The sequence below is a fragment of the Halomonas sp. 5021 genome (assembly GCF_036663435.1).
GTDB lineage: Bacteria > Pseudomonadota > Gammaproteobacteria > Pseudomonadales > Halomonadaceae > Vreelandella > Vreelandella janggokensis.
On sequence record NZ_JAXOVU010000019.1, the window covers coordinates 1 to 20,651 of the forward strand.

Annotated in this window: 23 protein-coding genes; 22 read left to right on the top strand and 1 reads right to left on the bottom strand. The window is 51.6% G+C overall.

Annotated elements, in window-relative coordinates; translation table 11 throughout:
- The 12 genes from R3F64_RS18290 to R3F64_RS18345 all read left to right on the top strand — a co-directional run.
- Positions 1 to 1,113, top strand: a 1,113-nt coding sequence (locus R3F64_RS18290) for a type VI secretion system Vgr family protein (RefSeq protein ID WP_332612980.1), incomplete at its 5' end; no start/stop codon positions are given.
- A complete protein-coding gene (locus tag R3F64_RS18295; protein WP_332612982.1) occupies positions 1,110 to 1,973 on the top strand; it encodes a DUF4123 domain-containing protein in 864 nt (287 codons plus the stop codon). The genes R3F64_RS18290 and R3F64_RS18295, both read left to right, overlap by 4 nt.
- Complete coding sequence (locus R3F64_RS18300) at positions 1,967 to 2,428, top strand: DUF3304 domain-containing protein (RefSeq protein ID WP_332612984.1); 462 nt, start codon at positions 1,967 to 1,969, stop codon at positions 2,426 to 2,428. Before R3F64_RS18295 ends, R3F64_RS18300 begins: the two co-directional genes overlap by 7 nt.
- Before the next feature lie 109 nt (positions 2,429 to 2,537).
- Positions 2,538 to 3,026 (top strand): DUF3304 domain-containing protein, encoded by a 489-nt coding sequence (locus tag R3F64_RS18305; RefSeq protein ID WP_332612986.1) that lies wholly within the window; start codon positions 2,538 to 2,540, stop codon positions 3,024 to 3,026.
- Positions 3,019 to 4,866, top strand: a complete 1,848-nt coding sequence (locus tag R3F64_RS18310) for a phospholipase effector Tle1 domain-containing protein (RefSeq protein ID WP_332612988.1) — start codon at positions 3,019 to 3,021, stop codon at positions 4,864 to 4,866. The genes R3F64_RS18305 and R3F64_RS18310 overlap by 8 nt, the downstream gene beginning before the upstream one ends.
- Positions 4,866 to 5,867: a tetratricopeptide repeat protein gene (locus R3F64_RS18315; protein ID WP_332612990.1), complete on the top strand. Its 1,002-nt coding sequence runs from the start codon at positions 4,866 to 4,868 to the stop codon at positions 5,865 to 5,867. The genes R3F64_RS18310 and R3F64_RS18315 overlap by 1 nt, the downstream gene beginning before the upstream one ends.
- Positions 5,867 to 6,874, top strand: coding sequence for a tetratricopeptide repeat protein (locus R3F64_RS18320; protein WP_332612993.1), 1,008 nt, complete (start codon positions 5,867 to 5,869; stop codon positions 6,872 to 6,874). The genes R3F64_RS18315 and R3F64_RS18320 overlap by 1 nt, the downstream gene beginning before the upstream one ends.
- Positions 6,874 to 7,080 (top strand): hypothetical protein, encoded by a 207-nt coding sequence (locus R3F64_RS18325; protein WP_332612995.1) that lies wholly within the window; start codon positions 6,874 to 6,876, stop codon positions 7,078 to 7,080. Before R3F64_RS18320 ends, R3F64_RS18325 begins: the two co-directional genes overlap by 1 nt.
- A gap of 64 nt (positions 7,081 to 7,144) precedes the next feature.
- Positions 7,145 to 7,387, top strand: a complete 243-nt coding sequence (locus R3F64_RS18330; protein ID WP_332612997.1) for a hypothetical protein — start codon at positions 7,145 to 7,147, stop codon at positions 7,385 to 7,387.
- A 331-nt stretch (positions 7,388 to 7,718) separates the two neighbouring features.
- The gene (locus R3F64_RS18335) at positions 7,719 to 8,018 is read left to right on the top strand and encodes a nucleotidyltransferase domain-containing protein (RefSeq protein WP_085920286.1); all 300 of its coding nucleotides are present in this window, start codon (positions 7,719 to 7,721) and stop codon (positions 8,016 to 8,018) included.
- A complete protein-coding gene (locus R3F64_RS18340) occupies positions 8,015 to 8,251 on the top strand; it encodes a hypothetical protein (protein WP_332612999.1) in 237 nt (78 codons plus the stop codon). The genes R3F64_RS18335 and R3F64_RS18340 overlap by 4 nt, the downstream gene beginning before the upstream one ends.
- A 24-nt stretch (positions 8,252 to 8,275) precedes the next feature.
- Positions 8,276 to 8,494 (top strand): hypothetical protein, encoded by a 219-nt coding sequence (locus tag R3F64_RS18345; protein ID WP_332613001.1) that lies wholly within the window; start codon positions 8,276 to 8,278, stop codon positions 8,492 to 8,494.
- Between the two features lie 154 nt (positions 8,495 to 8,648).
- On the opposite strand, the gene rfaH is transcribed toward R3F64_RS18345, so the two are convergent.
- The gene (rfaH, locus tag R3F64_RS18350) at positions 8,649 to 9,173 is read right to left on the bottom strand and encodes a transcription/translation regulatory transformer protein RfaH (protein ID WP_268900929.1); all 525 of its coding nucleotides are present in this window, start codon (positions 9,171 to 9,173) and stop codon (positions 8,649 to 8,651) included.
- Positions 9,174 to 9,366: 193 nt separating this feature from the next.
- Between rfaH and R3F64_RS18355 the strand changes: the two genes are divergently transcribed.
- The 10 genes from R3F64_RS18355 to pseG all read left to right on the top strand — a co-directional run bounded on the left by R3F64_RS18355 (position 9,367) and on the right by pseG (position 20,636).
- Positions 9,367 to 11,133 carry an SLC13 family permease gene (locus tag R3F64_RS18355; RefSeq protein WP_332613004.1) on the top strand — a complete coding sequence of 589 codons (1,767 nt, stop codon included), beginning with the start codon at positions 9,367 to 9,369 and terminating at the stop codon, positions 11,131 to 11,133.
- A gap of 59 nt (positions 11,134 to 11,192) precedes the next feature.
- Entirely contained in the window at positions 11,193 to 12,017 is an 825-nt protein-coding gene (gene cysQ, locus R3F64_RS18360) for a 3'(2'),5'-bisphosphate nucleotidase CysQ (RefSeq protein WP_332613005.1), read from the top strand.
- A 107-nt stretch (positions 12,018 to 12,124) separates the two neighbouring features.
- Positions 12,125 to 12,763 carry an adenylyl-sulfate kinase gene (gene cysC / locus R3F64_RS18365; RefSeq protein ID WP_332613006.1) on the top strand — a complete coding sequence of 213 codons (639 nt, stop codon included), beginning with the start codon at positions 12,125 to 12,127 and terminating at the stop codon, positions 12,761 to 12,763.
- A 128-nt stretch (positions 12,764 to 12,891) separates the two neighbouring features.
- A complete protein-coding gene (gene wecB / locus R3F64_RS18370) occupies positions 12,892 to 14,037 on the top strand; it encodes a non-hydrolyzing UDP-N-acetylglucosamine 2-epimerase (RefSeq protein ID WP_442908842.1) in 1,146 nt (381 codons plus the stop codon).
- Between the two features lie 5 nt (positions 14,038 to 14,042).
- Positions 14,043 to 15,350, top strand: a complete 1,308-nt coding sequence (gene wecC / locus R3F64_RS18375) for a UDP-N-acetyl-D-mannosamine dehydrogenase (RefSeq protein WP_332613009.1) — start codon at positions 14,043 to 14,045, stop codon at positions 15,348 to 15,350.
- Between the two features lie 2 nt (positions 15,351 to 15,352).
- Entirely contained in the window at positions 15,353 to 16,657 is a 1,305-nt protein-coding gene (locus R3F64_RS18380; protein ID WP_332613011.1) for a nucleotide sugar dehydrogenase, read from the top strand.
- 16 nt (positions 16,658 to 16,673) lie between these two features.
- Positions 16,674 to 17,672, top strand: a complete 999-nt coding sequence (pseB, locus tag R3F64_RS18385; RefSeq protein WP_332613013.1) for a UDP-N-acetylglucosamine 4,6-dehydratase (inverting) — start codon at positions 16,674 to 16,676, stop codon at positions 17,670 to 17,672.
- A complete protein-coding gene (pseC, locus tag R3F64_RS18390) occupies positions 17,672 to 18,835 on the top strand; it encodes a UDP-4-amino-4,6-dideoxy-N-acetyl-beta-L-altrosamine transaminase (RefSeq protein ID WP_332613015.1) in 1,164 nt (387 codons plus the stop codon). Before pseB ends, pseC begins: the two co-directional genes overlap by 1 nt.
- The gene (pseF, locus tag R3F64_RS18395; RefSeq protein WP_332613017.1) at positions 18,832 to 19,536 is read left to right on the top strand and encodes a pseudaminic acid cytidylyltransferase; all 705 of its coding nucleotides are present in this window, start codon (positions 18,832 to 18,834) and stop codon (positions 19,534 to 19,536) included. Before pseC ends, pseF begins: the two co-directional genes overlap by 4 nt.
- Positions 19,533 to 20,636 carry a UDP-2,4-diacetamido-2,4,6-trideoxy-beta-L-altropyranose hydrolase gene (pseG, locus tag R3F64_RS18400; protein ID WP_332613019.1) on the top strand — a complete coding sequence of 368 codons (1,104 nt, stop codon included), beginning with the start codon at positions 19,533 to 19,535 and terminating at the stop codon, positions 20,634 to 20,636. Before pseF ends, pseG begins: the two co-directional genes overlap by 4 nt.
- Positions 20,637 to 20,651 lie beyond the last annotated feature (15 nt).

Sequence of the window (20,651 nt, forward strand, 5' to 3'; positions counted from 1 at the left end):
GTTACTCACCACGGCGAGCAACCCCAGGCGTTGGAAGAGGACGGCATCACCCAGGGTGATGCAAACGGTATGACCCGTTATTACAACCAGGTCACGCTGATCCCTGGCGATGCGCCCTGGCGGGCCACGCCAAATCCCAAGCCCCGTGTCGACGGCCCCCAGGTCGCCTTTGTGGTCGGCCCCGACGGCGAAGAGATTCACTGCGACGAACACGGCCGGGTCAAGGTCCAGTTCCCCTGGGACCGCTATGCCGAACCCAATGAAACGGCAAGCTGCTGGGTGCGGGTTGCCCAGGGCTGGGCAGGCGGCGGCTACGGCAGCATCGCCATCCCCCGCATTGGCCACGAGGTGATTGTCTCGTTTCTGGAAGGCGACCCGGACCAGCCCTTGGTCACCGGGCGTACTTATCACGCCGTCAACACCGCGCCGTACCCGCTGCCGGAACACAAGACCCGCACGGTACTGCGCACCCAAAGCCACAAGGCAGAAGGCTTCAACGAACTGCGCTTTGAAGACGAAGCGGGCGAAGAGCAAATCTGGCTCCACGCCCAGAAAGACCTGGAGCTGCTGACGCTTAACGACCGTATTGAAGAGACCCACAACGACAGCTTTTTGAAGGTCAATAACGACCGCATCAGCGAGATCGACAACGACGATCACCACACGGTACACGGCAACCGTTTCGAGCATACCGAAGGCCAGCAGCACCTCAGCGTGGACGGCACCCTGCATATCAATACAGGCCAGGCCTGGCTGAGTGAAAGCGGCCGGGAGCTGCACATCAAGGCAGGCCATAAAGTGGTGCTCGAAGCCGGTAACGAACTCACCCTGAACGCTGGCGGCAGCTTCCTCAAGCTGGACGGCAGCGGCGTCACCGTGGTGGGCCCCAAGGTGCGCGTCAACGCAGGCGGCAGCCCCGGCAGTGGCAGCGGGCAAGCGGTGGAAGGGCCGTTGTTGCCTGGGCATACGGTAGCAGAGGGGCATGAGCGAGTTGATCCGTCCTCTCAGAATGCACTGTTGGAGAGCCACTTAAAACTGCCGGAAGTATGTGAAGAGTGCTGGCAGAAAGCATTAGCTGAAGGACAGAACGCGATATCTGGAGAGCAAGTATGACTACCGGCAGCCTTTCTCCCTGGCAAAGTCCTTCAACAACGCAAGTACCGGAAATCGAACGTTATGCGTTGATAGAGATGGCTCCACTACCGGGGGCAGCACGAACGACCCTTTTTAATGAGATAGCTAACGACGGTCACTATTGGCCGCTAATTAAAGATGAACGCCAGCCTCACTTGCAGCGCGAAGGCCCTTGGTTGTTGAGTATAAGCCACGAAAAGCTTGATACATTGCAAACGCTTGAAGGCATGGAGTGTGCCTTGTACAGCTGGATAGAGACCCCGTTGACAGGGGATGAACTGGCTAGTCACTTGGCCCCAGCCATGGTGGTTGAAAGCCCGCAAAAGCAGCGTTCACTGCTACGGTTTTACCTCCCCGATGTAATTACCCAGCTACATCACGATGCGTATGAGAATCCAGCAAATGCGCTATTTTCAGGTGTTACCCGCTGGTGGTATCGAGATACAACAAAAGGCTGGGCGGCCATTGAAGGGAAAGCTATCCCAGAGAGTGTGCTCCCATGGCAGCTGAGAGTAGATGAAGCCCGTTGGCAGTCCCTGCACGGTGATCCGGAAGTTATGCAATTGACCGCTGAGTTAGTCGATTTTTCACCGTCATTATTTGAGGGTATATGTCTTTGCGAGCGGCCTCGTCAGGTGGCTAAAGCGCTTACCCTAGCCAGCAGCCATGGTTTGACCGCCACTGCTGACAAACGAACCTTTGTCTATGTGCAATTAAGCCAGGGTAATGACGCCTGGGCACCGGAAGAGATGCAACGCCTTTTGCAACGCGCGGCTAATAGTGACGCCTCACTGGCTGTCTTATTGGCGACCGCTTATCAACAGGCTGAAGAATGCTAGTTCGCTGGGCAATAAGCCGTTATATGCGCCTGATACCCGTTTGGCTTCAGGTGCCTTTAGGTGCGTTGGTTGTGGCATGGCTTTCTTGGAGCACACTTTTTAATACATCAAAAAGTGGCAGTTTAGTCGGGTACAATCATACAGATCGCCCTATAGGTAGATATTTTGTGGATGGTAATTATGGAGGAAATGGCGGGACGACCTGCTGCTGGTCCTTCAAAGGGGATATTGTCGAAGTGGAATGGATATTGAGTGTGACTGGAGAACAAAAGCGTCAGGGCTTAGAAGAAGAACGGCATAGCGTTACTCTACCCATGCCAGAATATAATCGAAAAGATCAATATTTACATGTGCATTTTCTACCAAATAATAATGTTGATTTAGTCTGGAGCTCTAATATCCGTTCTCCAAAGCTTGATCAATATCGCAGTTCTGAGGCCAGCCATGATAAGTAAAATCCGCATCAGGCTATTTGGTCGGCTTATTTTTTATTTACCAATCTTCAAAATAGAGTCAGTAACTATTAAAGAGTCAGTGCACAATAGCTATGGGAGTAATTGACGTATGTTAGCACGCTGGGCAATAAGCCGTTATATGCGCCTGATACCCATTTGGCTTCAGGTTCTTTTAGGTGCAATGATCGCTGCATGGCTAGCTTGGAGCATGCTTTTTAGCCCATCAAAGAGTGGTTCTTTAATGGGTCACAATCTTACTGAGAGACCTATTGGCAGTTTTTGGGTTGATGGTAATTGGGGGGGTAATCTATCCGCCTACTCTGGAGGTTTATATACAGGAGGTGGAACCACCTGCTGTTGGTCCTTTAAAGGAGATTCTGTTGAGGTAGTTTGGATTCTAAGCATGACAGGAGAACAGTCACGCCAAGGGATTGAGGAGGAAAGGCATAGCGTAGAACTTCCCATGCCAGAACATAAGCGAGAGGACCAGTATCTGCACGTACATTTTCTCCCAGATAACAAAGTCGAGTTTGCTTGGAGCCCTGACCTGCAATCTCCTCTGTCTGAGAAGCTTCGAGAAGAGGTTCAAAATGATTGACCAGAGTACACTGGAGTGCATCCAATCGTTGAGCGTGGATAACGGTATTACTTCAAATGAGTACCTAGGGGCTAACTGCAACCAGATACTTGATATTGGTTTCTTTTTTGATGGCATTAGCAGAAATCTTGAGCAAGATATACAAAGCGGAAAAGTAAGTAATATTGGTCGTTTATATAGCGCTTATCCAGAAAGAGCCCACAGTACCATTGCTCATAAATTTAATAGGCATTACTACTCAGGCCTTGGAACATCTTTCGACTCCAGTCTTTCTGACGATGTGGTGGGTGCTTCGAACCGAGTTCCTAGTGAAGCAGTCGGAACGGGTGAAGGGCAGTTGCGTTCCAGTGGCACGGATGCCGCAAAAGAAGTTCTTTCTGGTGGTGGTTCGGGGCGCTGGTACGAGGTTTTTGGGCGTTCATTTAAAGTATCTATCACTCAACCCTGGAACTGGATAAAAGCGGCCCGGGATGCCGCTATTCGCACGGGTATTGAAGCCGTTGCGCCTATCCGAGACTCTTCCCTTGCCGCTAATCTATTGATGAGCGGCAGCCATACACGCCTTTCCTCCGCTATTGGCGATTTCCGTCAAAGCGTTGCGGATGTTAAGCAAAATAGCGAACTAGAACTGACCCGAATACGCGTCTCCGTCTTTGGTTTTGATTTTGGGGCCGCCATGGCCAAGGCATTTGTGCGACAACTGTTGGATGAGGTATGCGAACGAGAAGGAGAGCGCTTTGTTTATCAGGGCAGCGATGTGGAGGTGGTGTTCGTTGGATTGCTCGACTGCGTGGATCGCACTCATCCTGAGATGGGGCCGATAGATTGGTTTCATCCGCTAACCCCGGTGCTTGATGATGGCGGAGAGCTGCACCCCGGCTGCCAGCGGGCGCTACACTTGATCGCTGCCCATGAGCGCCGCTACTACCGCCGCTGCCGCCCACTGGGAGGGCAAAATTCGCAATGGCATGAAGAACTCTGCCCTGGCATTAGTGAGGATATTGGCGGTGGTCTGGCCGCCGATGAGCAGAAATCGAGTACAGAGCTTTCGCGTGCAGCCCTGCACCGCATGTATCGCCGTGCCACTATCGCTGGCGTACCCTTTCCACCGCTGGATGCGCTGAATGAGCAAAATGAGTTTACCGCCCAATTGTTTGAGCTAAACGATGAGATCGAAGGCTACTCGCTACCGATCTTAGCGCGCCATTATCACCGGCAATCTGCCTCCCATGAAGAGCCTACAGAAGAAAACTTTCGTTTTCATACCTTGGTTTATCTGGCGTGGCTGGCGCAACGCTACCGCGACTACCAGGATACCCAGGCCGCTCTGGAAGCGCGCGAGGATGCCTTGCCCAACCGTTATTACCATCGCACCATTGGTTTGCTAGTGGCGTCTGTTTCAGGCGATCAAGAAGAGTGGTCGCTTCAAGCGGCTGAACGCGCTGAGATTGATGCAGCCATGGCCACATTAAAGCAAACCTGGGGCTGGCTCGAAGATGTGGACAGCGAGGCGCAGGATATACGCCGACGCGAACGTTCATCAGACAGGAATACCTATTTGCATGCTCGTGCAACGCTTCGCCATCATTTTCAACTGGCCAATAGTTGGCACCAATGGACAAGGGAAGTGCCACCCCCTGAGCTACCGGAGCCTATTGGATTACTGTTTGCTTATGGCTTACATGACAAGCAGCCCGAAGAGATGGCCTACCGAAATCACCAGCCCTCACAAATTACCGGAGGGTATCGTTTTATGACGTGGCGTGGGATTGATCGACCTGACGAGTCAAGCTCAACGGCTGAAAGCTCGGAAGCTAACCTCACAGCTGCATCGCAATAATGCTACCCACCATCCTGGCAACGCTAGCAGGGCTAACGCTCACGGCGCTAATGATACCTTCCGCCTGGGCACTGGACGACGAAGCGCAGGCCGCCAAAGAGGAGGGTATGCGCTTATACAATGCCCATCAACGCTCTCTTAGCACGCCCTATTTAGAAAAAGCAGCAGAAGCGGGTGATGTGGAGGCGATGTATTACTTAGGCGAAGTGAATCGTTTACGGCATATGGGGATGAACCAAGCCGCGCTGGACTGGTACTACCAGGCCGCCCAGCACGGTGACCCCCACGCCATGTTGCGCTTGTTTGATGGCGGTGCCTGCGAGCTCGGGGACGTCTGCCCGGAAAACGGTGACGACTGGCCACAGGCAGCGCTAGAACTCACCCTGCCCAAGGCCGAAGCAGGCGACCCCGAGGCCATGGCCGCGCTTTACGATATTTATTACTATGTTAAAGACCCCGATGAAGATGAGGCAATGAAGTGGCTACGGCGTGCCGCTGAAGCAGGCCATGTGGAGTCCATGCATTTGCTCGGCAAGATAGCCCGCAACGACGAAGAAGGTTACGCCAACGATACCGAGCGTTTGGAAGCCGCTGAGGTATGGTTTCGCAAGGCGGCGGAGGCAGGCTATGCACCCTCTATGAATAATCTCGCCTCTGTGTTGAATCATCTAGATCAGCCTGATGAGGCCTGGGAATGGATAACCAAGGCTTCCGAGGCAGGACATATGAATGGGCGTGGTTGGTTGGCCACCTGTAACATCGAGCCCGAAGAGGCAGGCCGAGAGTTATGTCGTTCAGCGCCGGCCCCAGACCCAGCCAAGGGGTGGGCAATATTTCTTGCTATTCACGAAGAAGTCCCAGGCAGTTCATCCGAGAATGCTTTGCGTGCTTACCGCAATAGCGTCACCCCTGAACAACGCGAAGAAGGCGAAGAAATGGTGGACGAATGGCTAAACCGTGAGCCGCCGCTATCCTATTTCCCTGAGAAATTTGGCCCCTGATGTTGTTACCGAAACGATCAACCATCCTGGCAACGCTAGCAGGACTAACGCTCACAGCGTTCATGCTGCCTTCCGCCTGGGCGTTGGACGAAGAGACTCAGGCCGCTAAAGAGGAAGGTATGCGCCTATACAATGCTCATCAACGCTCTCTTAGCACGCCCTATTTAGAAAAAGCAGCAGAAGCGGGTGATGTGGAGGCGATGTATTACCTGGGCGAGGTGAACCGTTTACGGCATATGGGGATGAGTCAAGCCGCGCTGGACTGGTACTACCAGGCCGCCCAGCACGGCGACCCCCACGCCATGCTGCGCCTGTTTGATGGCGGCGCCTGCAAACTGGGAGATGTCTGCCCGGAAAACGGCGACGACTGGCCTCAGGCAGCGTTGGAACTCACCCTGCCCAAAGCCGAAGCAGGCGACCCCGAGGCCATGGCCGCGCTTTACGATATTTATTACTATGTTAAAGACCCCGATGAAGATGAGGCAATGAAGTGGCTACGGCGTGCCGCTGAAGCAGGCCATGTGGAGTCCATGCATTTGCTGGGCGAGATTGCCCGCAACGACGAAGAAGGTTACGCCAACGATACCGAGCGTTTGGAAGCCGCTGAGGTGTGGTTTCGAAAGGCAGCAGAGGGAGGTTATGCCCCTTCTATGAATGATCTTGCGGTAGTTTTGAGCCATCTAGGTCATCATGAAGAAGCTTGGGAGTGGATGAGCAAGGCTTCAGAAGCAGGACATATTAATGGCAGGCAATGGCAAGCATCTTGTTATATCGAGCCTGAAGCAGCAGGACGTGAAATGTGTCAAACACAAAAGGATCCTGCTAAAGGTTGGGCCATTATGCTGGCTAGGAACGAAGAAGTGCCCGGCACGTCTTCAGAGCGAGCGTTACGAGTCTATCGGGACAGCATCACTCCCGAACAACGCGAAGAAGGCGAGCGTCTGATGGAAGAGTGGCTAAACCGTGAGCCGCCGCTCTCCTACTTCCCTGAGAAATTTGGCCCCTGATGTTTTCACCAAAACGACCAAACCTACTGATCAACCTTGATCTGGTCGAATGGGTACCGGGCGGGTTAGAGCGCTACCGTCCTAATCTTGAGTATCTCCTGTTGGATGAAGGCGCCATCGTTAACGACCCTGAATGGTCGGATAGAATGCGCAACGTCGCCGCGTCGAGCATTTGTGGTATGGATACGCCGAGCACTGCTGCCTAACCGGGCTCCCGAGATGGAATTGCCCGAGTTCAATGACTTACACGAGCTACATGAGGTACATCACATGTTGGCAGAACGCATTAAACAATGGCCGGAGCGCTGGGAAGAAAAAGGACGTTTGGAAGGGCTTCAGGAAGGGCTTCAAGAAGGTCGTCAGGAAGGTCTGCAAGAGGGGCAATTAGAGGCCAAGTGCTCAACAGCTCGCAATCTACTAGCCCTCGGTGTGCTCAGCAACGAGCAAATTGCTGATGTCACAGGGTTAACGGTAGAAGACATTGCCCAATTATGGGAAGAAACCAAGCACTGACATCGCCAGACGAAGGTCAGGCTCCCATAAAGCCCAATGCAGGCATTCATCCCCCGCACGAGCCCGACTTCTCGGGCAATCCCAGCAGTTAAGAGAGGAGGTGGCGATCACCCTCGACGCCCATATCCTTGCTGATCGCGCAATAAATTGCGTTCCTACAGGGGGATCAGGCCATCCACCATCAATCACCTTGGTGTCTCAATACGCAGTAGCGTAGTACCTATCATTAAGAGAATGTATGCTTATTGCTCATATGGTTTCTCAGTGTGCCAAACTCAGCCATAAGCATCTTCAACAGCCAGTTCCAACATGATCACTAGGTAGCCATGCCATGAGATTGAGTGCTCACGAAATTCAGATCATCAAAGCATCGGTCAAGGCAGTTTTTGGGCCCCAGGCAGAGGTCTCGCTGTTCGGTTCAAGAACGGATGATAATGCTAAAGGCGGTGATATCGACCTGCTGGTGTCGGTTAATGATGTTGTTGAACACCCCGCATGGGACGCCGCGCAGTTGCAGGCAAAAATCATCAAGCAATTGGGCGACAGGAAAATAGACGTGCTTCTGGACGCACCCAATATGCCAAGAGTTGCTATTCATCAGGTTGCGAAGTCGCAAGGAATAGCGCTGTGAATTTATATCCAGAGAGCCAAGAAAGACTCAGGTTTCTGAGCCGTGTAGTCGATAAAGAAATCAAACATCTAGAATATGCAGACCATCAGGTTTTTGGTGGGCTGTTAACTTACGACGCTGTTGAAAATCTGGATAAAACCCCAGAACTAGCGATGAAAGTAGAAGCATTTGTCAGTCGATTTTGTCGTTTGCAAGATACCCTCGGAGATAAGCTGTTACCAGCGCTGCTATAAGCACTGGGCGAGCCAGATCGGGCGTTGCTTATTAACCTTGAAAAGGCAGAAAAGTACGGTTGGTTGGCATCCTCTGAGCAATGGATCGCCCTCAGGCAACTACGCAACCAGATGATCCACGAATATATTGAAGATACGCAGACCCTGTTTGATGCGCTTACCACAGCGCATAGCAACAAAGCAGTACTTGAACATTTTGCGGATAAGCTTGAAAAACAGGTGTCGGATCTGCTGTCGGGATAACACTAAGTCTAAGCGATCCAACCTATCTCCTGGATGTCGTCACAATCTATTCTGATCGCGCAATAAATTGCGCTCCTACAAAAAACCATGCGCCTGCACACAACCCACGTAAGAGCTCGACTTTTCGGGCGATCAGGCCACCTACCAGCATCGTTCACTGCTTCTGCAAATGCGCGATGGGCACTTCCACCTGCTGCGGGCGGTTGAGCAGGGTGAGCAGCAGTAGGGCGCGGTCCTGGCCTTTCAGTTCGGTCAGCTGGGCCAGTTGGCCTTTGAAAGCCCCCTCGGTGACTTCCACGGCATCCCCCACGTGAAAATACGCCTCCTGCTGGGTCTCTTTACCCACAAGGTGCTGGTATAGCGTATCCACAATATGCTCAGGCACCACGGCGGGCTGGTCGCCGAAGGTCACCAGCTTCAACACTCCCCGCGTGGAACGGATAGGGCGCCAGTTACTCGCCACCTGGTCTAACCTGATAAACAGGTAGTGCGGGAAGAGGGGCTCGGTGACCCATGCCAGCTTGCCGCGGCGTTTTCGTTGCACCGCCAGCACCGGATGGAAGACATGATAGCCCTGGTTTTCCAGCTGCTCGGCAGCACGGAAAGACTCGCCCCCCTTACACTGAATAAGGTACCATTGCGCGCATTCTGCGTTGGCTTGGCTAGCATGAAGGCTCATGTCGCTCCTGGCGTTAGAATGAGTTGAAGCACAGGGTTTGATACCACTAGGGTCAACGGGCATTGTAACAAAAACGCAGCGACCCAACGCAGCGCAAATCAAGATCAGGGCAAGGGAAAGCGCCCGGAACAATCCCCGGGCGGTAGCGTGCCCGGACGCTTTATAAGACAGTCTGGTTCAAAAACGGAGCATCATGGAAGTAGCGGCGATATTTACCCTGATGGTGGTGGTTGCCACCTTAGCCGCCCTCGCGCTTACCCGCATTGCCCCCGACGCAATTCTGATGGCCGCCCTGGGATGCCTCGTCATCAGCGGCACGTTATCCCCCGTCCAAGCGCTACAAGGGTTCTCCAACCCCGGGGTGATCACCATTGCCACGCTCTACGTGGTGGCCGCAGGGCTAAAAGAAACCGGTGCCATTCAATGGCTCGCCCATCTTTTGCTGGGTCAGCCCTCAAGGTTGCGACAGGCCCAACTGCGTGTGCTGTTACCCGCCGCCGGGCTGAGTGCGTTCATGAACAACACCACCGTGGTCGCGATGTTCATCCCCGCGATACAAGAGTGGGCCACCCGGCTGAAACTGCCGCCGGGCAAGCTACTGCTACCGCTCAGCTACGCCGCGATTATCGGCGGTACCTGCACCCTGATAGGCACCAGCACCAACCTGGTGGTGGATGGCCTGCTGCAGACCGAGCGCGGTGTTAGCCTTTCAATGTTTTCGCTGGCGTGGGTCGGTGTACCGCTGGTCTTGGTAGGCGGCACCTTTCTGTATTTTTTTACCAACAAGCTACTGCCCGACCGCCAGGGCGTTTTAGAACAGCTTGAGCAAGCCCGCGAGTACGCCGTCGAAGTAGAGGTAGAAGCCAAAGGGCCGCTGGTAGGCAAAACCATTGCCGATGCCGGGTTACGCAGCCTGGCGCATGGCTACCTGGCGGACATCGAGCGCCATGGCCACCTGCTGACGGCCGTACCCCCCGAAACCGAGCTAGTGGCAGGGGATATCCTGGTGTTCATCGGCGCGCCGGAATGTGCCCGCGAGCTACGCCGCGTTCATGGCTTAAAACCTGCCAGCGGCGATATCCATAAGCTGGATATTGCCCACCACCGGCGCTGCCTGGTGGAGGCGGTTATCGGGCCGGATTTCGGTGGCCTCAACCAGACCGTTAAAGAATCGCGTTTTCGCTCCCGCTACCAGGCCGTGATTCTGTCCATTTCGCGCAATGGCAAACGTATACCCGGTAAGCTGGGTGCCGTGACGCTGCAGGTGGGCGATACTCTTTTGCTGGAAACCGCCCAGGATTTTGTCGACCAATACCGCTACCGCAAAGACTTTCTGCTGGTGAGTGGCCTGACCGATTCCACACCGCCGGATTTCCGCAAAGCCCCCGTGGCGCTTGGCATATTGGCGAGCATGGTGATACTCAGCGCCACTGGCCTGCTGTCGATTCTGGAAGCCGCGCTGCTGGCGGGTGGCGGTATGCTGGCCACTCGTTGCGTACCCATGAGCAAGGCCAGGCGTTATGTGGACCTGTCTGTACTGATTGTCATCGCCGCCTCGTTTGCGCTGGGCTCCGGCATGACCGAAACCGGCGCTGCCGCCCAGGTTGCCCAATGGTTACTGCTGGCCGATGACCTGGCTCCCTGGGCCGCGCTGGCACTGGTCTACTTATTGACCGTGGCGTTCACCGAGCTGATTACCAACAACGCCGCCGCCGTGCTGATGTTTCCCATTGCGGTATCGGTCGCGGATCAGCTAGGGGTCAACTTTCTACCCTTTGCCATCGCCATCATGTTTGCCGCCTCCGCCAGCTTCATGACCCCGCTGGGCTACCAGACCAACCTGATGGTCCTCGGCCCTGGCGGTTACCGTTTCAGCGACTATTTGCGCCTGGGTGCGCCGCTCAGCGCGATTGTTGCCGTCACGGTGATTACCCTGGTGCCATTGGTATGGCCATTTTAAGAAGGAAGACGCCGTTCTTCTTCCTTCTTCAATTTCCTTTCTCTATTCAAGGATCTTTTGTGACTGCTTTTATCTCGAATGAACGACGCGCCCGCCTGATCGAAGGTGTACACGCCGCCGGGCGTGAGGTCATGGCGGTTTATGAGCGTGACTTCTCCGTCGAGACCAAGGACGACCAAAGCCCGCTCACTGAAGCCGATATGGCCGCGCATCACTCGCTGGTAGCGCTGCTGGGGAACCTGACCCCTGACGTACCGGTGCTTTCCGAAGAGTCTGCCGAGGTGCCTTTTGCCACTCGCCAGACCTGGGAGCGCTACTGGCTGGTTGACCCGCTGGACGGCACCAAAGAGTTCATCAACAAGAACGGTGAATTCACCCTCAATGTGGCGCTGATTGAAAACGGCGTACCGGTCTTTGGCATCGTCTACGCACCGGTGCTGCAAACCACCTGGGTAGGGCAGGTAGGCGGAGAGGTGTTCAAGATCGCGCAGGGCATTTATATCAATATTCAGGTGCGTGAACTGCCAGACCCCGAAACGGCGCCCTGGAAGGTGGTCGGCAGCCGACGCCATGGCGCGGAAATCTTTGAAGCCTTCTGCAGCGGCTTGCCTGCCCACGAGTGCGTCTCAATGGGCAGCTCTATCAAGCTGTGCCTGGTGGCGGAAGGCAACGCGGACCTCTACCCGCGCCTCGCCCCCACCAGTGAGTGGGACACCGCCGCCGCCCAGGCCATCGTCACCGCCGCCGGTGGCGAGGTGCTCAATGCCGAAACCCTCGAGCCGCTACGCTGCAACCAGCAGGAGAGCGTACTCAACTCGTTCTTTATCGTCTGCGGCCAGCGCGACAGTCGATGGGAAAAAGCGCTAACTACAGCCCTCAATTAATCGATAAAACGGTAACCTATCAATCGCGGTAGCTCTAGTGCTTTGTACCCAGGTATAAAAAGCACTTTCAGGTATGGGCTCGATTTAATACAGGCCAAAGCTTCGACATGGACCATCCAAAAACACCGACGATTACCCAGCTGCCTTACGAGTTTCGGGATAATGACAGTAAAGCCAAAGTAGTATGGAACCGCGCAAGCGTAACGCCAGCGCTGCGCGCCCGTGTAAAAGGCCATACTGGCAAGTGCGTATGGTTTACGGGGCTTTCCGGTTCCGGTAAGTCCACCTTAGCTAACGCGCTGGAAGTGGAGCTTAATAAGCGTGGCTACCACACCATGTTGTTGGATGGCGACAACCTACGTCATGGCCTATGTAAGGACCTAGGCATGACGGAAGAAGACCGCACAGAAAATATCCGCCGTATTGGCGAGGTAGCGAAGCTATTTTCCGAAGCTGGCATAGTCGTGATTACGGCATTTATCTCGCCCTTCTGCAAAGACAGAGAAACCGCCCGCGCACTGTTCGAGGAAGGCAGCTTTATTGAGGTATACGTCGATACACCGCTGCACATTTGCGAGCAGCGCGACCCCAAAGGGCTCTACCAAAAAGCGCGGGAAGGGGTAATCAAAGACTTCACCGGCATCAACAGCCCGTATGAAGCGCCCAAAGATGCCGAATTGACCGTTAATACAGAAGCGTTTGAGCAAAGCGATATCATCAATAAATTAATTAAAATAATCGGTTAGCGTGTACTAGCCTTCGGCTACACCTAACAGGTTTCTGTAGGAGCTCAATTTATTGGGCGATTAGCAATGATACCGCCACCAAAAATCACGTTTAAACATTCAAAACGTCAAGATTGAACATTATGCCCATTAAAACGCTATGCGTATTCGGCACGCGCCCCGAAGCCATCAAGATGGCTCCATTGGCGTTATCACTGGCTGATGATGAACGATTTGATTCCCGTATTTGCGTCACCGGACAGCACCGCGAAATGCTCGACCAAGTGCTTAACCTGTTTAATATTACCCCGGACTTCGACCTCAATATCATGAAGCCAGGGCAGGATCTCACCGATGTGACCACGTCGATTCTGGAGGGCATGCAAAGCATTCTGAAGGACCTAAAGCCGGACATTGTGCTGGTACACGGCGACACCGCCACCACTTTTGCCACCACGCTAGCGGCTTACTATGCGCAAATCCCGGTGGGTCACGTAGAAGCCGGGCTACGCACCGGTAATCTGTATTCCCCATGGCCGGAAGAAGCTAACCGTAAGCTCACCGGTGTGTTGGCCGAGCTACACTTCGCACCGACGGCGCTATCCCAGCAAAACCTGTTGGATGAAGGCGTGGCACCTAACAAGGTAACCGTCACAGGCAACACCGTGATTGATGCGCTGCTGAGTGTGGTAGAAAAGCTGGAAAACGACAGCGCCTTCCAAGCGGAATTCGCCGAAACTTTTCACTACCTCAAGCCGGATAGCCAGATAATTCTGGTGACGGGCCACCGGCGTGAGAGTTTTGGCGGTGGTTTTGAACGCATTTGTGAGGCACTGCGTGAAACCGCTCTAAAGCACCCGCAAAGCCAAATCGTTTACCCAGTACATTTAAATCCTAACGTAAATGAGCCGGTTGAACGTCTACTGTCAGATATCGATAACGTTCACCTTATTGCACCGTTGGACTACCTGCCATTTGTCTACCTGATGAACCGCTCGGCCATTATTCTGACGGATTCCGGCGGCATTCAGGAAGAAGCACCCTCGTTAGGTAAACCTGTATTGGTAATGCGAGACACTACGGAACGCCCGGAAGCGGTAGACGCAGGCACCGTCAAGCTGGTGGGCACAAACATAGAGCGGATCGTCAGCCAACTGACCACGTTGCTAACCGATAAAGGTGCCTACGAGGCTATGAGCTACGCCCATAATCCTTACGGTGATGGAAAAGCGTGTGGTCGAATAATCGATGAGCTTGTAAGGTTTGAAAATAGGAATTCGACTAAATATGAGTAGATTCAATGGAGTTTAATAGAATTTCGGTAATTGGCTTGGGTTACATAGGCCTGCCAACTGCAGCCGTTATCGCATCACGTGGTAAACAGGTAGTAGGGGTTGATAGCAATCAGCACGTTGTTGATACCATCAATAGAGGTGATATCCACATTGTAGAGCCTGAGCTGGATAGTATGGTGCACTCGGCTGTAGTTGATGGCTACCTGCGCGCCACAGCTGAACCAGAGCAGGCAGATGTGTTTCTAATAGCAGTTCCTACGCCTTTCAAGGCCGAAGGCGGTGACGATCACGTCCCTGATCTTTCTTATATTGAAGCAGCTAGCAAATCAATTGCTCCTGCGATTCAGAAAGGCAATTTAGTAATACTCGAGTCTACTTCTCCGGTTGGTGCAACCGAGAAAATGGCACAGTGGTTAGCCGACGCTCGTCCTGATTTATCATTCCCTCAAGACGCAGGTGAAGGCTCAGACATCAGAATAGCTCACTGCCCCGAGCGAGTTTTGCCAGGAAATATACTTCAAGAATTGGTATCTAACGACAGAGTTGTAGGTGGTATTACTAAGCGCTGTTCTACTTTGGCTGCTGAGTTTTATAAAATTTTCGTAAGAGGCGAATGCATAGTTACTAATGCACGAACTGCGGAGATGTGTAAGTTAACCGAAAATAGTTTTCGAGACGTCAATATAGCTTTCGCTAATGAAATGTCAATTATTTGTGATGAGTTAGGCGTCGATGTTTGGGAGTTAATAAAACTGGCAAATAGGCATCCACGTGTAAATATTTTACAGCCTGGGCCTGGTGTAGGAGGACACTGCATTGCTGTGGATCCATGGTTTATTGCCAGTCAAGCGCCAGCAAGCTCGCGACTTATTAAAACAGCTAGATCTGTAAACGATGAAAAACCAAATTGGGTAGTCAGAAAAGTCAAAGAGCTTGTGACAGAGGTTGTGAAAGCGACGGGCAAACATGAAAGAGACATTCGAGTAGCGTGCTTGGGGCTGGCCTTTAAAGCAAATATCGATGACCTACGTGAAAGCCCTGCAATGGAAGTGGCTATTGAATTATCAAAGTGCTTTAAAAATCAGGTGTTGGCAGTAGAGCCTTATTTAGAAGAATTGCCGGAAAGTTTGTCAAGCAATGGAGCTAAACTGGTCGGGCTGAGTGAAGCAATGGAGTCAGATGTAATTGTCTTGCTTGTGGATCATAAAGAAATTGTCGACTACCCAATAGAGGTTGGGTCAAACCAACGAGCCCTGGATACGCGTGGCGTGTTGAAAAAAGATAAAGTATTCGATTTTACGGCGAAAGGGTAATTATGAAAAGCGATCTTATAAACAGACTTTATAACAAGCAGGCCGTTGTTGGAGTTGTTGGGCTTGGCTATGTTGGGCTCCCACTTGTACTTCGGTATTGCCAAGTAGGGTACAAGGTTTTAGCTTTTGATATAGATCAGGATAAAATTGATAGCCTTAATAAAGGCCTTAGCTATATTGAGCATATATCAAATGCTAAGGTTGCCGAAGCAATTGAAAAAAATCTTGAACCAACCACTGATTTCTCTCGAGCCAGCGAGGCCGATGCACTTATTATATGCGTGCCAACCCCTCTCAATAAATATAGAGAGCCAGATATTAGCTACGTAATCAAAACGGCTGAATCGCTGGCGCCTTATTTTCGCCCTGGACAGATTTTATCCTTAGAAAGCACAACTTATCCAGGAACGACAGAAGAGGAGCTATTGCCTATTGCTGAATCGGGCGGCCTCGAGGTAGGTAAAGATATTTTCTTGGTATATTCACCAGAAAGAGAAGACCCCGGTAATCTGGAATATACGACTCAGACGATACCCAAGATTTGTGGCGGCCATACTTCCGCGTGCAAAGAGGTAGGTATTAAGCTGTATGAGCAGGTGATTGATAAAGTAGTACCTGTGTCAACGACTAAAACGGCTGAAATGACCAAGTTGCTCGAAAATATACACAGGGCAGTTAATATTGGTCTAGTGAATGAGATGAAGATTGTCGCCGACAAAATGAATATCGATATTCATGAAGTAATTCGCGCCGCGGCGACTAAGCCTTTTGGGTTTGTAGCTTACCATCCGGGGCCAGGCTTGGGCGGCCACTGTATACCTATAGACCCCTTTTATCTGACATGGAAAGCGCGAGAATATGGGCTGCACACACGCTTTATTGAACTCGCAGGTGAAGTCAACTCCTCGATGCCTGATTATGTGGTTTCAAAAATAACTGCTGCTCTGAATAGTAAAAAGAAATCTGTTAACGGCAGTAAGATTTTAGTGATAGGCATCGCGTATAAAAAGAATGTAGATGACATGCGCGAATCACCCTCAGTGTTTATTATGGAAAAACTGAGAGAGTTAGGTGCGGATGTACAGTATAACGACCCACATGTTCCAGTTTTCCCAAAAATGAGAGAGCATTATTTCAATCTATCCAGCGTTGGATTGGAAAAAGAAGTAGTCGCCGAGTTTGACTGTGTTTTAATCGGAACTGACCACGATAGAATCGATTATAACATGATATGCGATCATGCCCAGTTAATAGTGGATGCGCGTGGTAGGTATCTTGAAAGTTATGATCACGTTCATAAAGCCTGATATAAGGGAAGTTGTGATGTTTGAAAATCAAACTATACTCGTCACCGGTGGAACAGGATCTTTTGGTCACACCTTTATCCCGATGACTCTAGAAAAATATAACCCTAAAAAAATAATCATCTTTTCTAGAGATGAAATGAAACAGTGGGATATGGCAAAAAAATTCGAAGGCGATCCAAGGGTACGCTTCTTTATTGGTGATGTAAGAGATAAAGAGCGCCTTTATCGAGCTTTGGATGGGGTAGACTGCGTGGTTCATGCTGCGGCAACTAAAATTGTACCTACAGCAGAGTATAACCCCTTCGAGTGCGTGAAAACTAATGTTACTGGTGCAATGAACCTTGTTGATGCTTGCATTGATAAAGGTGTTAAGAAAGTTGTAGCCTTATCAACTGATAAAGCAAGCAGCCCAATCAATCTTTATGGTGCCACTAAGCTGACCTCAGACAAACTTCTGGTTGCAGGTAATCATTACGCTGGACACAATCCTACTCGCTTCTCTGTAGTTCGCTACGGCAATGTGATGGGGTCGCGTGGATCTGTAATTCCATTCTTTATGTCAATTAAAGATAAAGGCGTATTGCCAATAACAGATGATCGGATGACACGCTTCATGATCTCTCTTGAAGAAGGTGTTGAGTTAGTATGGCACGCTTTTGAGGACATGGAAGGTGGCGAGATTTATGTTAAGAAAATCCCGTCCATGAAAGTAACTGACTTGGCACGGGTGGTGGCGCCGGGGGCTAAGCAGGAAGTGATTGGTATTCGCCCTGGTGAAAAGCTCCATGAGCAGATGATTAGTGGAGAAGACTCTTATTATACTTACGAATATCCGGAGCATTTCAAAATATTGCCACAGATTAACAACTGGGATAAAGATGCCAATCGAATTAAAGATGGAAAAAAAGTGCCTGAAGGGTTCGTCTACTCCAGTGACAACAATACTGAATGGATGAGTGACGCTGAGCTTCAGGACTGGATTGATCTGAATCGCGAGAAAATTGGAGCGATCTAATGATTCCTTATGGTCGTCAAGAAATTAATCAAGCGGATATCGATGCTGTCGTGTCGGTGCTTGAGTCTGATTTCCTCACTCAAGGGCCACAGGTACCCCGTTTTGAGCAATCTGTTGCTGCACACGTAGGTGCAAAACATGCCCTGGCGGTCAATAGTGCGACCTCCGCACTGCACATTGCCTGCTTGGCACTTGGTTTGGGTAAAGGCGACTGGCTTTGGACATCGCCCATCACCTTTGTCGCCTCGGCTAATTGCGGTCTGTACTGTGGTGCACAGGTAGATTTTGTCGATATCGACCCCCATACCTATAATCTTTGCCCAAAAGCACTAGAAACTAAGCTTGAGCGAGCTGAGAGAGAGGGGCGCTTACCCAAGGTAGTCGTCGCAGTACACCTATGCGGTCAGCCATGCGATATGCAGTCACTTCATTTGCTCAGCAAACGTTACGGGTTCAAGCTAATTGAGGATGCTTCTCATGCAATTGGAGCTAAATACCAAGGCGAGTTTGTAGGTAATAGCCGCTACAGTGACATTACTGTATTCAGCTTTCATCCGGTGAAGATCATTACAACGGCGGAAGGCGGCATGGCAGTTACTAATGATCAGTATCTCGCCGAGCGTATGGATTTATTACGTAGCCACGGAGTCACGCGTGACCCGGAACTAATGACTCATGAGGCTGACGGGCCTTGGTACTACCAGCAAGTCGAGCTCGGGTTCAATTACCGCATGACAGATTTGCAAGCGGCACTTGGCGCTTCCCAGATGACGCGTCTCGATGAGTACGTCGCCCGGCGAAATGCGCTGGCAGCTCGTTATGATGATCTGCTATCGGAACTATCACTGACAACGCCTTGGCAACATCCCGACAACTACTCGGGCCGTCACCTGTACGTGATCCGTTTACACCTAGATCGCCTGAAGGTCAGCCACCGAGAAGTCTTTGAGTCGCTTCGCGAACAGGGCATTGGCGTTAACCTACACTACATCCCTGTGCATTCTCAGCCTTATTACCAGACGATGGGATTCAATAAAGACGATTTCCCTGAGGCTGAGCAGTACTACTCCGAGGCCATTAGTGTACCCCTATTCCACACCATGACAGAAAGTCAGCAGGATGTGGTGGTCAGTGCATTAAAGAATGCGTTGGGAGACACATGAATATTGCGATCATTCCTGCGCGTGGCGGTAGTAAGCGCATACCGCGCAAGAACATCAAGGATTTCGGTGACCGCCCGATGATAGCGTGGTCCATCGACGCCGCTCGTGAAAGTAAGTGCTTCGATCGAATTATTGTAAGTACCGATGATGCTGAAATTGCGAGAGTGGCTGAGAAATACAACGCAGAAGTGCCGTTTATGCGACCTTCGACGTTAGCTGATGATCACACCGGCACAATTCCTGTTATCGCGCATGCGATTGAGTGGTTACAGGCTCAGGGTGAAACACCCGATACAGTATGTTGCCTCTATGCGACAGCTCCGTTTGTCACTGCTGAAGCATTACAGAAAGGCTATCGTGCACTTTGTGATCATGCTGATGCCGACTATGCATTCGCTGTGACTAGCTACGCATTTCCAATTCAACGAGCCTTGAGAAAGACAGCTAATGGGCGTGTCGAGATGTTTCAACCCGAGCATTTCAGTACACGCTCACAGGATCTCGAAGAAGCCTGGCACGACGCTGGTCAATTTTACTGGGGGCGAGCGCAAGCTTGGCAGGCTGGTCGTACCTTATTCGGTCAGCGCTCGATACCGATTCCTATGCCACGTCATCGCGTGCAAGATATTGATACCCCGGAAGACTGGCAGCGTGCCGAGTGGTTGATGCGGGTGCTAGACCAAGAAGATAGCAACTCATGACGGCCGCGGTTGATTCGATGCGTGTTGTCTTTCGTGTCGATGCTTCTATCGATATTGGAACAGGTCATGTCATGCGTTGTTTAACGCTGGCGGATGCCTTGTCGTCCAATGGAGCTGAGTGTCACTTCATTTCACGTGATTTGCACGGCAACCTAATTGAACAAACTCGTTTCCGAGGATATACCGTTCATGTGCTACCTGCACCTGACGATAGAACTAATCTAGCACAAGAGCCTCCTCACGCCTCATGGCTGGGTGTCGACTGGTTGACGGATGCCGACGAGAGTTCATCCGTTTTGCGCGACCTGAACCCTGAGTGGCTCGTGCTTGATCACTACGCGCTAGATAGTTGTTGGGAGAAAGCAACACGCCAGCACTGGAAGCGTTTGTTTGTCATCGACGACTTGGCGGACCGTACGCATATCGCCGATGTGCTGCTCGACCAAAATTTAGGGCGGCAAGTGTCGGATTATAAGTCACTGCTCCCTGAGCATGCGCATTGCCTGGTGGGACCTCAATACGCACTCCTTAGACCGGAGTTTGCTGAGTTAAGACCTTACAACCTCATGCGTCGCGAGGATGGCGAACTACGGCATCTACTGATTAGCTTGGGCGGGGTAGATAAAGACAATGCAACCGGTGCAGTGCTACGTGCATTGCAGGACTGTCCTTTACCCGAGGATTGTACTATCACGGTCGTGATGGGCGGGCATTCGCCACACTTGGATGATGTACAGGCGATAGCGTCAACCATGGCTTGGCCTACTGAAGTCGCTATTAATATTAACGATATGGCCAAGCGCATGACAGAAGCTGATCTAGCGATTGGTGCAGCTGGGAGTAGCAGTTGGGAACGGTGTTGTTTAGGCTTGCCAACCCTAATATTGATACTGGCCGAAAATCAGAAGCAAATAGCGTATGCAATGGATGCTTCTGGCGCTGCTCTTACACTAGGTGACCCTACTCAATTGGATAAACTACCAGTGCGTTGGGAGTCCTTGACACAGTCGCATGTATTGGCACAAGTAAGTAAAACTGCTCGATCAGTCACAGCTGGAGATGGTAGTGAAATTGTCTATGAGCTTATGCGGAAAATTTGAAATAGTAATACTTAT